This is a genomic window from Microcystis sp. M090S1, assembly GCF_020246295.1.
GTDB lineage: Bacteria > Cyanobacteriota > Cyanobacteriia > Cyanobacteriales > Microcystaceae > Microcystis > Microcystis aeruginosa.
The window spans coordinates 1-13,588 of the sequence record NZ_JADBTF010000095.1 but is presented as its reverse complement, the minus strand read 5'-3'; the positions used below and the strand labels follow the sequence as shown (position 1 = coordinate 13,588).

15 protein-coding genes are annotated in these 13,588 nt (G+C 43.6%); 6 read left to right on the top strand and 9 right to left on the bottom strand.

The window, feature by feature from the left end:
• Positions 1 to 208: 208 nt before the first annotated feature.
• From IM477_RS04435 to IM477_RS04425, 3 genes are read right to left on the bottom strand one after another with little or no spacing between them, the layout of a single operon-like run.
• On the bottom strand, positions 209 to 1,384 hold the full coding sequence (locus IM477_RS04435; RefSeq protein ID WP_287730684.1) for a lipid-A-disaccharide synthase-related protein: 1,176 nt from the start codon (positions 1,382 to 1,384) through the stop codon (positions 209 to 211).
• Between the two features lie 7 nt (positions 1,385 to 1,391).
• Complete coding sequence (locus IM477_RS04430) at positions 1,392 to 1,904, bottom strand: cobalamin biosynthesis protein (RefSeq protein ID WP_287730683.1); 513 nt, start codon at positions 1,902 to 1,904, stop codon at positions 1,392 to 1,394.
• A 6-nt stretch (positions 1,905 to 1,910) separates the two neighbouring features.
• Entirely contained in the window at positions 1,911 to 2,321 is a 411-nt protein-coding gene (locus IM477_RS04425; RefSeq protein WP_002756899.1) for a M67 family metallopeptidase, read from the bottom strand.
• Positions 2,322 to 2,600: 279 nt separating this feature from the next.
• On the opposite strand from IM477_RS04425, the gene menD reads away from it, so the two are divergent.
• Entirely contained in the window at positions 2,601 to 4,310 is a 1,710-nt protein-coding gene (gene menD / locus IM477_RS04420; protein ID WP_287730682.1) for a 2-succinyl-5-enolpyruvyl-6-hydroxy-3-cyclohexene-1-carboxylic-acid synthase, read from the top strand.
• A 294-nt stretch (positions 4,311 to 4,604) separates the two neighbouring features.
• Positions 4,605 to 5,834, top strand: a complete 1,230-nt coding sequence (locus IM477_RS04415; RefSeq protein ID WP_287730681.1) for a hypothetical protein — start codon at positions 4,605 to 4,607, stop codon at positions 5,832 to 5,834.
• A gap of 6 nt (positions 5,835 to 5,840) precedes the next feature.
• On the opposite strand, the gene IM477_RS04410 is transcribed toward IM477_RS04415, so the two are convergent.
• Together IM477_RS04410 and IM477_RS04405 are read right to left on the bottom strand one after the other, a co-directional pair.
• Positions 5,841 to 6,251 (bottom strand): salt stress protein, Slr1339 family, encoded by a 411-nt coding sequence (locus IM477_RS04410; RefSeq protein WP_287730680.1) that lies wholly within the window; start codon positions 6,249 to 6,251, stop codon positions 5,841 to 5,843.
• 42 nt (positions 6,252 to 6,293) lie between these two features.
• The gene (locus tag IM477_RS04405) at positions 6,294 to 6,551 is read right to left on the bottom strand and encodes a CRR7 family NDH-1 assembly protein (RefSeq protein ID WP_287730679.1); all 258 of its coding nucleotides are present in this window, start codon (positions 6,549 to 6,551) and stop codon (positions 6,294 to 6,296) included.
• Between the two features lie 82 nt (positions 6,552 to 6,633).
• Here IM477_RS04405 and IM477_RS04400 point away from each other — a divergent pair, with 82 nt between their 5' ends.
• Complete coding sequence (locus IM477_RS04400; RefSeq protein WP_502866532.1) at positions 6,634 to 8,058, top strand: protein adenylyltransferase SelO; 1,425 nt, start codon at positions 6,634 to 6,636, stop codon at positions 8,056 to 8,058.
• A gap of 518 nt (positions 8,059 to 8,576) precedes the next feature.
• Here IM477_RS04400 and IM477_RS04395 read toward each other — a convergent pair.
• Together IM477_RS04395 and IM477_RS04390 are read right to left on the bottom strand one after the other, a co-directional pair.
• The gene (locus IM477_RS04395) at positions 8,577 to 8,762 is read right to left on the bottom strand and encodes a hypothetical protein (RefSeq protein WP_287730677.1); all 186 of its coding nucleotides are present in this window, start codon (positions 8,760 to 8,762) and stop codon (positions 8,577 to 8,579) included.
• Entirely contained in the window at positions 8,737 to 9,021 is a 285-nt protein-coding gene (locus IM477_RS04390) for a BrnT family toxin (protein WP_287730676.1), read from the bottom strand. Before IM477_RS04390 ends, IM477_RS04395 begins: the two co-directional genes overlap by 26 nt.
• Before the next feature lie 39 nt (positions 9,022 to 9,060).
• Here IM477_RS04390 and IM477_RS23300 point away from each other — a divergent pair, with 39 nt between their 5' ends.
• The 3 genes from IM477_RS23300 (at position 9,061) to vapC (ending at position 9,947) form a co-directional block, all read left to right on the top strand.
• Complete coding sequence (locus tag IM477_RS23300; protein ID WP_472407876.1) at positions 9,061 to 9,231, top strand: hypothetical protein; 171 nt, start codon at positions 9,061 to 9,063, stop codon at positions 9,229 to 9,231.
• Positions 9,232 to 9,349: 118 nt separating this feature from the next.
• Complete coding sequence (locus IM477_RS04385; RefSeq protein WP_002758634.1) at positions 9,350 to 9,562, top strand: type II toxin-antitoxin system VapB family antitoxin; 213 nt, start codon at positions 9,350 to 9,352, stop codon at positions 9,560 to 9,562.
• A complete protein-coding gene (vapC, locus tag IM477_RS04380) occupies positions 9,549 to 9,947 on the top strand; it encodes a type II toxin-antitoxin system VapC family toxin (protein WP_194016021.1) in 399 nt (132 codons plus the stop codon). The genes IM477_RS04385 and vapC overlap by 14 nt, the downstream gene beginning before the upstream one ends.
• Before the next feature lie 480 nt (positions 9,948 to 10,427).
• Here the strand turns inward: vapC and IM477_RS04375 are convergent, their stop codons facing one another.
• Positions 10,428 to 12,326, bottom strand: coding sequence for an NAD(P)H-quinone oxidoreductase subunit F (locus IM477_RS04375; RefSeq protein ID WP_287730675.1), 1,899 nt, complete (start codon positions 12,324 to 12,326; stop codon positions 10,428 to 10,430).
• A gap of 274 nt (positions 12,327 to 12,600) precedes the next feature.
• On the bottom strand, positions 12,601 to 13,284 hold the full coding sequence (locus IM477_RS04370; protein ID WP_287730674.1) for a PHP domain-containing protein: 684 nt from the start codon (positions 13,282 to 13,284) through the stop codon (positions 12,601 to 12,603).
• Positions 13,285 to 13,588 lie beyond the last annotated feature (304 nt).

Here is a 13,588-nt window from a genome sequence, read left to right as displayed (position 1 = left end):
TAAGTACCTAAGCAAAATTAATTACACATCTAAGCCACTACTCCGTCAGACTTCTGGTGTGAGGAAACAGTGAACTGAAAACTCAAATCCGATCCCTAATAGCTGTCTCCCGTCTCGGAGTCTCCCGTCTCCCGTCTCGGAGTCTCCTGTCTCGGAGTCTCCTGTCTCGACTAGGAAATTAATTTTGCACGACTACTTATCTCTGCCATTACTTTTGAAAAATGCTATAAATTTCCTCGGCAATATTTCTGCTACCTCCGGACTCTCCCACTCTAATTTTGCCATTTTCTAAACATCTGTGTAAATAACGAGAATCTGCCAAAATATCAATGATTTTAACCGCAGCATTTTTAAATAAATTTACCTCCGTGGGTTTCTGTCCAATAGTTATCACCGATTCCCCTAATAAGCGCATTTGTGCCTCGGCAAAAGGGTAGGTAAATTGGGGACCAAATCCGGGTATTTGTAGGACGGGTTTTCCTAATCCCACCGCTTGTTCTACTGCTGTCCCCGCCATGGCTAAACAAGCGTCACAATGGTGTAAAATATCGGCAAAAGCATCACGATAACAGCACAATAAAGCCCCATTTTTCTCTAATTTTCCCGCTCCTAAATAATGCCATCCCTCTTGTTTAGCTAAATTTTCTAAGTCGGTTTCTCTGATACTAGGAACGATAGCAGCCCGAAACTGCATCGGTTTAATTTTAACTATTTCCTCACAGACTTGTAACTGTAAAGCCAAATTACTCAAAGCTTCGGGTAAACGACTCCCCGCTAATAAAGCAATCATGGGAATTTGACGATCTAATTCTAAATCTTTACCCGTTGGTGTTAAGACATCCATAATCGGATAACCGGCAAAAATCGCTTTTTTAATACCCCGATTTTCTAGGTCTGTTGCTGTATATTTATCCCTCGTAAAAACTCTTAAACACTTCTTCGATCTTAAACATAATTCCGTGAGTAAAGGTAATTTAATTGTGCCTTCGTAATAACTGGAAGTAGAAACAATAAAAGCCACAAAAGGACGACCGGTTAAACGAGCGATCGCAATCGGCACTATATCCCCCACTGCTATCAATAAATCACAATCCTTGCTAACTTTAAAAGCTGCCTGAATTTGCTGAATAGTTAGACTAATTAATCCCGCACCAATATCCTTAATCCAATTCAAAGGATTGGTATAAATAATTCCCCCCGATGGCATAGTGGCAGTGGGGGCAATAATTGGTACTGGCAATTTTTGATAAGCTTTTCCCTCTCCCACTAAAGGCAAAGCAGCTATAGATAATTGGGGCTGAATTTTTTGTAATTCCCCCAGAATTAAACTAGCATTTAAATCCTCGCCATGACCATTACTAAGAAATAAAACCTGTTTAAGCATCGATTTGTTATCCTCTATATTCCCTTGCTGCCAAAGAAACCGCCACCGTCACCGATTTGGCTTCTATTTGCTTGCTTACTAGCAAAGTATCGCCCATTTTTAAAGCGGCAGCTTCAGCGACGCTAGGGGTTCCTTCTTTCTTGTTGACAATAGCCGAGGGATTGGGGACATTAATATCTCTCAACTCCTCGGTAGTAAAGGTTTTTAGTGGCAATCCCTTCTCCTGACAGTAGGCAATTAAACCCTGTTCATTAGCTTTGATGTCAAGGGTGGCGATACCGGCAATAGCGGCTAAAGAGAGGTGATAACGCTTAAAAACAGCCCTAATTGCCCTATCTATGACTGCTTTCTCCGTGCCACGGATGCAACCTATTCCTAGCCATAATAATCGTCCATGGCACTGCACTTTTACCCCGGAAGCATCGAGGGAAAAACGAGGTTGACTAAAACCTGTCCACAGGGGACCTATCCCGATTAAATCGATTGCGGGTGAGTGGAAAGCGGGGGAAGCGCTAGTCATACAAGACTACAATATTTTTACCGGTTGAAATTGTTCGCCTTCGTCCAGTTGCCAAGCTTGTAAATCGATCGCTCGTCCTGAAACTACGGAGACAATTAAATAAGTATATCCTGACCAGGCTAATTGGCGATCAATTTCCGAGGGAATGGCGGCATGATCGGGATGGGAATGATAGATACCAATAATTTCTAGCTGGTTTTCCCGCGCCGATTTTTGAGCTTGTAAAAGCACTTCTGGAGCAATACTAAAGCGGTTTTTCCTATTACCTGACCAGTTATTTTCTGTGGTTTGCACGGTGATCACTTGGGCTGCTGTTTCGGTAATTTTTCCCAAGAGTAACCCACAACATTCTTCGGGATAGGTGGATTCTGCGTGGGTGAAAATACGCTGGTAAATTTGGTCTGTAATCAGGATCATAAGGGAAAATTTTCAAAACCTATTGATGTTAGTTTGCTTTGGCTATAGGGAACTTGAAAACTGGGTGCATCTCAATTTGGTCGAAATATCTATAGGACATTTTGTCCGTACGCGATGCGCCCCTACCATTGGCGCAATAATATTATTGTAGGGACTAATTGCCTTCGCCCTCTTTTAATAACTTCTGCATCGCTGACTCAGGAATAACTTATTCTTGGCCGGTTCCAGCCAATGTTAAATTTATCTTATTGTTCCCTAACCTTTGCACTGAACTGATAAATGTCGATCGATTTTCGCAATCTTAATACACTTTGGGGTTCTATTTTAGTCGAAACATTGGCCCGTTTGGGATTGAAGATAGGGGTGGTTTCTCCCGGATCGCGATCGACTCCTTTAACGGTAGCCTTGGCAAGACATCCTCAGATTGAAGCTATTCCCATCTTAGACGAGCGCTCGGCCGCTTTTTTTGCCCTGGGATTAGCCAAACAATTATATCAACCGGTGGTTTTAGTCTGCACTTCCGGGACCGCCACGGCTAATTTTTATCCCGCAGTCATTGAAGCAAAAGAAAGTCATGTCCCTTTATTAATTCTAACCGCCGATCGCCCCCCAGAATTGCGTCATGCTCACGCCGGTCAGACTATCGATCAAGTCAAACTCTACGGTAATTATCCAAATTGGCAAGCGGAAATTAGCTGTCCTAGTGCCAATATCGAGCGTTTACGCTATCTCCGTCAAACTATCATCCACGCGTGGTGGCGCTGTCTCGATCCTGTCCCCGGAGTGGTGCATCTGAACTTACCATTTCGGGATCCCCTCGCACCAACTCCCGATCTAGAAATTAACAATTTAGAGGCTAATTTTGACCAAGAGGCTTTTTTTAGCCATATATCTCGGCAAAATATGCCAATTAACCACTCAATTCTCCAAATTAATTCTTTACCCTCCAAAGGAATTATCATCGCGGGATTAGCTTCCCCGCAAAACCCTGAAAGTTACTGTCAGGCGATCGCTGATTTAGCCCGATCGCAACAATATCCCGTCTTAGCGGAAGCTTTATCTCCTCTGCGAAACTATGCAGGGTTAAATCCCCATCTCATCACCACCTATGATTTATTATTGCGGAATCCTGCCCTTAGAACCCAATTAACCCCCGATGTTGTCCTGCAAATTGGCGAATTACCCACCAGCAAAGAATTACGGACCTGGTTAGAAGAAATCGACTGTCCGCGCTGGATTATCGATCCCCATCCCGATAATTACGATCCTCTACAGGGAAAAACCGGACATCTCAGGGTAAATATCGAGCAATTAGGGGATCTATTCCCAGATAAAACCGATAATAATCGAGAATATCGGCAATTATGGCAAAAATTCGACCAGCAAGCTCGATTAACCATCGATCGCCTTTTGGCAGCAGAAACTAAACTGATTGAAGGTAAAATCCCCTGGCTGCTCTCCCAATACCTCCCCCCCCGCACCCCGATCTTTATCTCTAATAGTATGCCTGTTCGCTATGCCGAATTTTTTAACCCGCCTAGCGATCGCCAAATTCGTCCCTATTTTAACCGCGGGGCCAATGGCATCGACGGCAACCTCTCCACTGCGATAGGAATAGCTTATAAAAATGTCCCTAGTCTGCTATTAACGGGAGATTTAGCCCTATTACACGACACAAATGGTTTTTTAATCAAAAAATATTTTGTTGGCTCCTTGACCATAATTTTAATCAATAACAAGGGGGGAGGCATTTTCCAGATGTTGCCGATCGCCAAATTTGACCCTCCCTTTGAAGAATTTTTTGCCACTCCCCAAAATATCGACTTTTGCCAACTCTGTCGCACCTACGGTATCGATTACCATTTAATCAGCGATTGGACTGATTTTCAGCAAAAAATCGCAGTTTTGCCGGAATCAGGCATAAGATTACTAGAAATATCCTGCGATCGAGCTTTTAATACTCAATGGTTCCTCAGTAATTATGTGTAGGGTGTGGGGTGTGGGGTGTGGGGTGTGGGGTGTGGGGAAGTGGGGAGAATAAAGCTGCCTATTGCATGAGTGCCTATCCTGATAGGTAGCCTATGCTCAACGGATTTAGAGTTAATTCCCTTTTTCGAGAAAGTCAATACAATGGGTGGAAAGAGTTAAGTAGTCGGACATAAATTCTGTTGTCTATCTTAAGAAATGTAAATTGCCGCAATTCTTACTGACGACCGACTCCTGACGACCGACTCCTTACCCTACAGTTAACTTTACTTTTGTCCAACTACTTAAAAGGGTCCGATGAATCGACAAAGACGGCAAAAATCAAGACAATTTTCTCTCCCTAGATATTCTATCTTTCCCCCGGAACAATGGCGATGGGGAGTGACTTCTTTGGTGATTAGCTTGGTCTTGTCCCTACTGATTTTAAAACTGAATACCTCTAGTCTTTCCACTGCCACCATAAATATTTTTAATCCCTCCACTGTGGGGGAGAATTTAGCCGGTAAGAGCCTAGATGAGTTAGAAAAGCAGAAAATCGCCGAATTTTTGCAAATTGCCCCGCCAGAAACCGAATTAACCCTCGATCGCGCTCCCTTGTTTATTCTCCACGATACAGCTTGGAGTATGACTGCGGGTAACATCGAAGAACAGAAAAAATATGCTCGCGGTCCGATGAAATTGGGTCCCAATGTTTACATCCCCCGCAAACAGAATTCTAGGGATAGAGACATTTTAGACTCGATCGCCCGGCCTTTTTTTGAACGTCACCGTCCCACGGCCACTTTTTATGAACAAGCGGCCGAAATGCTGCCCGCAGACACCAGAGATCAATTAGTGCGTCAACTGTGGCAACTTACCCCAGAAACTATCCGCGTCAAGGGTTTTGCACTTGCTTTAGAGGGTGTTCCTTTGAGTACGCGATCGGCTCCTGAGTTAGAAAAAAGAGCAAGAATTTGGTTAAATACGCCTTCAGAAGCCGTCTTTAGGCGTTTATTCAAAGAATATCCCACAAATTACTTTGATGGGGCAAAAAGCACCGCATTATGGGCAACAGAAGCGATTTGTCAGCAGCTATCTCACCCTAATTGCGATCGCTTGCGACCAGTTTTTGCCGAAAGAAATCGTCGGGTTATCTCCAGTGTTAACATTGAACTGGTACAAGCGCCGGGATCCCACTGTTTGACCAAAGGACGCTTGCAACCCCTCCCCGGTTACAGCGATTTTCAATACCAACAAACGGCGAAATATTATCTCCTAGCAGCCTTACAAACGGGACAATTACCGCAAATTGTCAGCCATTTTGCCGTGGATAGTTTTCTGATTAATCAAGGAAAATATCCCCATTGTGACCCCCGGGGTTTTGATCTACAACGTCTCTACAATCTCATCAGTCAAGCTTTGGATTATGACCCCGGCACTGTTTATGGCATCGTCCCTCGTTACGGCACAAATATTCTAGCTGGTGATAATATTTGGTGGCATAATCGAGTTTTTGACCAAGCAAATTTACCCACAACTTTAAATTAGACCTGATCATTTAGAAATGTCCACTTCTCCCAAAGCTTCTAGATAGGCAATCGCCGCTTCTAAAGGAGAATCGTAGCCATAGGAAAACTCCTCAAACCAGCGTCCTTCCTCCGATTTGGCATCCAATTTATCTAACCATTGCCTCGCCTTTCTAGTTAAAGCTTCTCGCTTACGCTGCTTTTTTAATGCCGCTGCTTTTTCTTTTTCCGCTGCCTCCTGTTGTTGCCTTTCTTGGTTTTCTAAGGCTAAAGCTTTTAAAAGCGCATCGGTAGCAGAATCGCTGGCATAATTAACCTTAAATTCAGCCAGGGAACGATCTTTTTCTTGGCGAGAAGAAGGGGACGGCATCGGTTTTTCCTGATCCCGTTTCTGGTATTCTGCCTTCATTTGTGCCAGTAAATCTTCTATTTCTCCCATAATGATCAAGTTAGAAAGTAAAAAGTTAAAAAGCGGGTTTCCTTATTTTTCCAAACGCACTAGATACCATTGTAAATAACCCTTCTCACCCAGGTCCAACTCGCAGTAATTATCGCGCAGATAGAGAGCTTTTTCCTCAAAACTAGAGAATTTCGCCAATTGTCGGGGACAAATCTCCGGTTTTGCGGTGATTAAATCTTTTAACTTATCCCGCAACTGGTCGGGAGTCTGGAATTGTTCAGGTTGATCGGCCTCGAGGACAAGAAAATAGTCCCCTTGATACATAATAGAATCGGGCATCGCTGTTTGATAGTCTCAGTAGGAAAATTTTTTGGCTATCTTTATCACTTTATCGCCTCAACGCTCGATCGACACCACCACTATGACAGACCATCTCACCAATCCCTTTCTCAGTCTCCCTTACGAAAGCGCCATGCAGGACTTGGGGGACCAATACTACGATCAAGTCGCGGCCGCGGATTTTCCCCGTCATATCCTTCGTTTTCGCAATGATGCTTTATTACCTTTGGTGGGAATTCAGCCAGAATTAAGCTTAGATGAGCATTTTATCGAGGCTTTTGGCAAATTTCAATCCCTTACCCCCTTTTTGGCCCTGCGTTACCACGGTTATCAATTTGGCGAGTATAATCCTTTTTTAGGGGATGGTCGCGGTTTTCTCTACGGTCAAGTTAGGGGTATTGATGGCAAATTATACGATTTTGGTACGAAAGGATCGGGACGGACTCCCTATTCCCGTCATGCCGACGGTAGGTTAACTCTCAAGGGTGGAGTCAGAGAAGTCTTAGCCGGGGAAGCTTTACGCAGTTTAGGGGTGAATACCTCTCGCTGTTTGAGTTTGGTGGAAACGGGGGAATCTCTCTGGCGTGGCGATGAACCTTCCCCGACGCGATCTTCGGTGATGATTCGAGTTAGTAATTCTCATATTCGTTTTGGGACTTTTGAGCGTTTATTTCATATTAAACGTAGCGATTTAATTAAAAGACTCCTCGATCATGTGATTATTTATTATTATCCTGAAATCGATCCCCAAGATAGCGATCGCTATTTAAAATTTTACGCCGCTTTGCTCGAAAGAACCGCTAAATTAGCAGCCCAATGGATGGCCGCAGGTTTTTGTCATGGGGTTCTCAATACCGATAATATGTCAATTACCGGGGAAAGTTTCGATTATGGTCCCTACGCTTTTATTCCTTCCTATAACCCCCAATTTACGGCGGCCTATTTCGACTACGGTGGCCGTTATAGTTATGGTAATCAGCCTTTTATCTGTCGCTTAAATCTAGAGTTACTGCAATCTCCCCTGGCCATGGTCGTCTCCTTGTTAGAGTTAGATATGGCTTTGGCTAACTATGACCAGCATTACAATTTTTATTATCAAAAAATGATGCTCAAAAAGTTAGGTTTTGAGGATATTTTTACTCCCGAATCTGCTTTACTGGTCAGCAAAACCGTGGAAGTTCTCGAAGAAACTGGCCTCGGTTATCATGACTTTTTCTATCAATTAAGTGAACAATTTAATTACGGTTGGCGAGAAAATAGTTCTCTAATTCTTGAAAATATGGATTTACCGAAAGCTGATTGGCAACGTTGGCGAGAATTATATAGTTTGGTCTTAAATCAATTACCCCCAGATTCTTTGGCTCAAATTGGCGACACCTTAACGCATTATAATCCTAAAACGGCTTTACTTAGACCGCTAATCGAATCGGTTTGGGAGGCAATTACCTATAAAGACGATTGGCAACCTTTCCAAGAATTAGTGATAAAATTACAAAATAAACAGTAATTAAGTAATAAGTAGTGGTGCAAAATTAATTTCTTGGTTAGGAGAGGCAACAGGTGGTTAAATATGTGTAATTAATTATCTCTAGCTACTTATTCAGGTCATTTCCTGAAATGCGTTGGACAAAAATTGACCAGACTTGGCGATCAATGTTTCCCTTCTAACCATTAAGAGTGTCAAAATAATAGTAAAATTTTGTGACCAAGTGCAGTCAGATATAAGAATCTTTGCTAGAATTCTAGAAGGATTCTGTGATCAGTCTCCTTAAAAGAGCAGTAGGGTGCGTTCCCTAATCTGGCTCCTACTGCTCCACCGATCGATTTTTGGGAACGTACCATGCACATTGATTGAAACTGTGAGTTTAAGTGCGATGCCGATCTTGTAGGGTGCGAAAACGCGCGTGTAACGCACCTTTTTCAAGTCAGCTATAATGTCGGTTAGACAATGCTCTTATGAGGCGTTTAACCATCAGATATACATTCATGAGCATATTGTTCAACCAGTAATTCGATGATTTTTTCCTAAGGAATTTGCTTTCGATCTGCTTGAGATTTAAAGAAGCTTACACTTTCTTCTGTTAATTCTAATGTTACTTGATTAGTTTTGGTTTTACCTTTAGGAACTAACTGGTCTGGAGGCGGTAAAAAATCTTTAACTACTTGTCCCAGTTCTATTGGTTCATCAGTATAAGTTATTTTGCTGTTCATATAGTTTACGTCCTTTTCGCCAATAACCAGCTCCAAAAATTCTAACTTTTCCTTCCCGGTAAGTAAAGCGCACTGTGATGATTCCTTCATTAACTTGCCCCATACAGTAAAATCGATTTTCTTCTTGACTGTGAGCCAGATGTTGTACGATAACTCTGTTGGGGTCAAAAAATGCGTATTGGGCTAATTCAAAGGAAACATCGTGTTTCTGTTGGTTTAAAAGATTTTTATCTTCATCCCATTCAAAGCTTTCATCCATAAGCGGAGTTGATCAGCCTAATCACCATAATTTTAACATATCAAGAGGGATAAGCAAATTGCGAAATTTTGTCTCGCTCCCGTCTTCCTAGAAAAGAACCGAGGCTTTAAAGAACATGAGTTGAATCAAATTGATCGGCTGCTGATAGAACATCAAACAACATTACTAGATACACCGACCGTAAATCAAGTGCGATCACTGATCTGGTAGCAAGTAGCTTAAGGTTTGAGGGCCAACTAACAAAGATATGCCCAGAGGTGGGTTAGTCATCTATCGGATTAAAATGTAAAGAGAATAATCACCCATACTTCAATCTAATATCCATCCTATGCAAATTACCCTCAACCTTGATGAATCCCTTCTCAAGGAAGCCTTTCAACTGACTAACCTCACCACCCAAGAGGAACTAATGAATCTTGCTCTACAAGAATTCGTGAGATCGCGCCGTAAGAAAAACCTTCTCGACCTTGCCGGACAAATTCAATTTGCTCCAGATTTTGATTATAAAGCCCTACGGGAAACCGGTCATGTTGCTGATTGACACATCTGTGTGGATCAGCGTCTTCCGCAGTCGTGGTGATCAAGTTCGCCAGCAACTGGAAACGTTAATTGCAAATCGTGAGATTTTACTCACCCGCTTTACTCAGCTGGAACTGCTTCAAGGGAGCTTAAACGAGCAAGAGTGGACAATCCTCTCTACTTATCTCGAAGTGCAGGATTATGTTGAACTCACGCCTTCTTCCTGGCAAGCAGCTGCACGTATTTACTATGATCTGCGTCGTCAAGGATTGACTGTTCGCAGCCCAATTGATTGCTGTATTGCTCAAGCAGCACTGGAAAATGATCTGCTTCTGATTCACAACGACCGTGATTTTGAAACCATTGCTCAAGTGCGATCTCTTCAAAATCTCCGTTTTCGGCCCTAGGGTGCGTTCCCTAATGTGGCTCCCACTGCTCCACCGAGCGATTTTTGGGAACGTACCATGCACATTGATTGAAGATGTGAGTCTAAGTGCGATGCCGCTCTGGTAGGTTGAGTTGAGGAATGTTAGTGCGATCGCCTCGCCTCGTAGGTTGGGTTGAGCGAAACAATACTGGGTCGAAAATAGCTCAACTCGCTTGAAAAAGCGAAACCCAACCACCCCAAAGATTACTCTTTGTTGGGTTTCCTTGCGTCAACCCAACCTACAATAATTGCTGGTTAATTCAAACGTTAGAGAGCCGTAGGGTGCGTTCCCTAAGGTCAGTCCTACTGCTCCAACGAGCGATTTTTGGGAACGCACCATGCAGATTGATTGAAGCTGTGACTTTAAGTACGATGCCGCTCTTGTGGGCCCAGTTGAGGAATGTTAGCGAAGATTCCCAATGTTTAGGTTAAAATAGAGGGGCAAAAGTTGCCACAGGGTTCAACGAGTCAAAAGGGATGACCAATAATCAGTTATCAGTGACCATTGACCGTTTAATAGGAGCCAGATTAATCCCCCTATTCCGAATAGAATAGTCAAGACATAAAACTGTGATTGACCGGAAACATTATACTTTAAGGCACTGCCGCTAAAAATCGTCGCTAAACTGACCAAATTAACCAGACCATCAATAATATAACGATCGAGCCAAGCGGTAATTTTTGACAAGCTTCCCACGGCTAAAACCACGGTAAACTGATAGATGCGATCAAGATAGAAGTCATAAGCGAACAAATCCTGCAAGAATCGCAGTATTAACCCGGTTGGTCTCGCCCAAGCTCGTCTTAACTCTACCATTAACCCGATAACTAGGCCAATTACTCCAGAGGCCATCAGTAAGGGAAAACCCCAGACAATAGTAAAACTCTGGTTATTAAGGAGGGGATTGGTGAAAGATAGCCAAAAATCCCAACGTAGGGGAATAATCGGGGCCAATAAAGCGATTAAAATCAATGCTACCATGGGCAAAGCCATCGGCCAAGCCACTTCTGGGGTGCGATGGGTCTTACTTTGGGTTTGTCCCAAAAAGACTAAACGAAATACCCGAGTAAGATTGATGATGCTAAGACAATTAACAAAGATTAAAACCGCTAATAACCACCAAGGAATCGCCCATTCACCACTTAACCACCGTTTTAACGTCCAAAACATCCCTAGGGGCATTAAAACCGTCATCCCCGCGGAACCTCCTAAAAAAGCCGTGGTTGTAGCCGGCATTCTTGCCCAAATTCCTCCCATTTCCGTGATATTCTGGTTACTGGTGGTGAGAATTAAGGCTCCTGCGCTCATAAACAATAAAGCTTTTGCAATCGCATGGGAGAATAAAATTAGTAAAGCGATATCCACATGACCTAATCCCACCGCAATAAAGACCAAACCGAGATAGGCACTGGTGGAGTGGCATAAAACCCGTTTAATATCAATTTGGGATAGGGCCATCAGAGAAGTACCGATTGCCGTCATTGTCCCCAACACTATTAAAACATTGGCAGCGATCGGAGATAGGGTAAACACCGGCTGCAGCTTAATTAAAACATAAGCCCCCGCCGAAACCACGATCGAATTCCGCATGATTCCGGCTGGATTTGGTCCCTCCATCGCCTCATCTAGCCACAAATTCAGGGGAAATTGGGCGCATTTACCCGTTGGACCAGCAATAAGGGCTAATCCCAACAAAGTCGCCGTCAGAGGCGGTACAGGGTTATTTACTGCCCAATTTTCTAACTGAGAAAAACTCAATCCTTCTCCGTAACTGGACAGAGCCACCAAACCCATCAATAAAATAATATCGCCGACGCGCTTGGTTAAAAAGGCATCTCGGGCCGCGGTTACTACCAAAGGTTGGGCATACCAAAAACCGACGAGGAGATAGGTAGAGACTGTTAACATCTCTAGGAAAGCGTAACTGAATAGTAGGGAGTCACTCAGGGCAATTCCCCCCAAAGCTGCCTCAAAAAAGCCCATTAAGCCATAAAATCTCGCCAAAGACCAATCCTTTTCCATGTAGCCAAGGGCATAGATTTGGGCCAAGAGACTGATTAAGGTAATCACTTCCAGCGTCCCCAAACTGACGGGAGAAAGTTCGATCGAAAGGGATAAACTAAGATCGGCCACTTTTACCCATTCAAAAGTCAGTTTAATCGTCTCTCGATGCCAAATTTGATTAAAAGCGATCGATCCGTGTATTAACCCTAATACGGTCATCAATAGGTTAATATAAGCGGCCGGCCGCGGACCGGTGCGACTAATAATGCCTAAAGACCAAGGCAAGGTTAAAATCGAACCAATTAAGCCATAAATGGGAATTAACCAGCAAGTGTAAAGGAATAAATCTTTCATTCAGGGTGTTGGGGTGGTCACTGCGTGCGCGTTGCGGGGGGTGTTAGGGTGTTGGGGTGTTAGGGTGTTAGGGTTTTAGGGTTTTAGGGTGTTAGGGTGTTAGGGTTTTAGTTGAAATTCCCCATTCCCCCATTTCCCCATTTCCCCATTTCCCCACTTCCCCACTTCCCCCCTTCCCCACTTCCCTGTTTTTGGCCATAAAAAACTAACACTCGATCGAGAAGGGAGCGAGTTTAGTCAATTTAGTTATTTTACAGTTAATCCCGGGATCAGGCTAAATGCGATGTAATAAAGATTTACCGTGGGAATCGGTGCTACAGGTGGCAAATAATTGGTATTGACGGCTAAGAGCGAGTGCTTGTTCGGTTTCCCGTTGACTCGGTAGCCAGGGTTTGGGATTGCCGTAGGCATAAAAGGCCTCAATACCATCAATACCCAATTCTACCGCCGCCGCTACTAAATCGGCCGCGGGGCGATGGTAACGAAAGGGATGGGCGAGAACCACTAAGGCCCCCGCTTGCTGTAAACTGTTAATGACTCTAGAGGCCAAAGCTAGATCTCCTTCCGGTTTGGCTCTTTGCAGATAGGGAGTCAAAACGGTATGAGTAGGATCGAAACCATAGCCAAGAATATGCACTTCTGTCTCTAAGAGATTCGCCGTAATTTCTACCCCTGTCCAGAGATGGGGTAGAGAACCCCTTAAATGCTCATTTTCTAGCCAAATTTGGGCTTGTTGATAACCTTCGATCGAGTGATGATCAGTAATTGCTAATCCTTTTAGTCCGATGTCTAACGCTTGTCTCATCAAGTCTTGGGGACTCATTTGACCATCGGAACAATGGGTGTGGAGATGGAAATTGTAATGGTGGGGACAACTATCATAGCCGACATTTGCCCACACCGCTTTCAGGGCGAGGGTATCTTGAGCTAGGGGTGGAATTGTAGCAGAAACGACCATGCAGTATTGAGGAAATTTCCCAAAGATTACAAATTGTTAACAATCAGCATAGCAAATACCAAAAAAAATTGGGTAGCTGCTGTTACCGGTAATACTAAATCCTGTTTCAAAGGTATGGGGAAGTGGGTAGAAGGGAGTAGGGAGAAGGGAGTAGCGAGTGGGGAAACTGGAAAATTAGCCGGTCGTCCAGAGATAATACTAAATCCGGTTATTAAAAACTGATTATTTATTCTCCGTTTTGCCTCTTGCCTCTTGCATGAGTGCCTCTCCTGATATGTAGCCTATACTCAACGGATTTAGTATT

Coding starts and splice junctions, on each gene's coding strand:
- IM477_RS04435 (WP_287730684.1), bottom strand. CDS start 1,384: ATGCTTAAACAGGTTTTATTTCTTAGTAATGGTCATGGCGAGGATTTA.
- IM477_RS04430 (WP_287730683.1), bottom strand. CDS start 1,904: ATGACTAGCGCTTCCCCCGCTTTCCACTCACCCGCAATCGATTTAATC.
- IM477_RS04425 (WP_002756899.1), bottom strand. CDS start 2,321: ATGATCCTGATTACAGACCAAATTTACCAGCGTATTTTCACCCACGCA.
- menD (WP_287730682.1), top strand. CDS start 2,601: ATGTCGATCGATTTTCGCAATCTTAATACACTTTGGGGTTCTATTTTA.
- IM477_RS04415 (WP_287730681.1), top strand. CDS start 4,605: ATGAATCGACAAAGACGGCAAAAATCAAGACAATTTTCTCTCCCTAGA.
- IM477_RS04410 (WP_287730680.1), bottom strand. CDS start 6,251: ATGGGAGAAATAGAAGATTTACTGGCACAAATGAAGGCAGAATACCAG.
- IM477_RS04405 (WP_287730679.1), bottom strand. CDS start 6,551: ATGCCCGATTCTATTATGTATCAAGGGGACTATTTTCTTGTCCTCGAG.
- IM477_RS04400 (WP_502866532.1), top strand. CDS start 6,634: ATGACAGACCATCTCACCAATCCCTTTCTCAGTCTCCCTTACGAAAGC.
- IM477_RS04395 (WP_287730677.1), bottom strand. CDS start 8,762: ATGAACAGCAAAATAACTTATACTGATGAACCAATAGAACTGGGACAA.
- IM477_RS04390 (WP_287730676.1), bottom strand. CDS start 9,021: ATGGATGAAAGCTTTGAATGGGATGAAGATAAAAATCTTTTAAACCAA.
- IM477_RS04385 (WP_002758634.1), top strand. CDS start 9,350: ATGCAAATTACCCTCAACCTTGATGAATCCCTTCTCAAGGAAGCCTTT.
- vapC (WP_194016021.1), top strand. CDS start 9,549: ATGTTGCTGATTGACACATCTGTGTGGATCAGCGTCTTCCGCAGTCGT.
- IM477_RS04375 (WP_287730675.1), bottom strand. CDS start 12,326: ATGAAAGATTTATTCCTTTACACTTGCTGGTTAATTCCCATTTATGGC.
- IM477_RS04370 (WP_287730674.1), bottom strand. CDS start 13,284: ATGGTCGTTTCTGCTACAATTCCACCCCTAGCTCAAGATACCCTCGCC.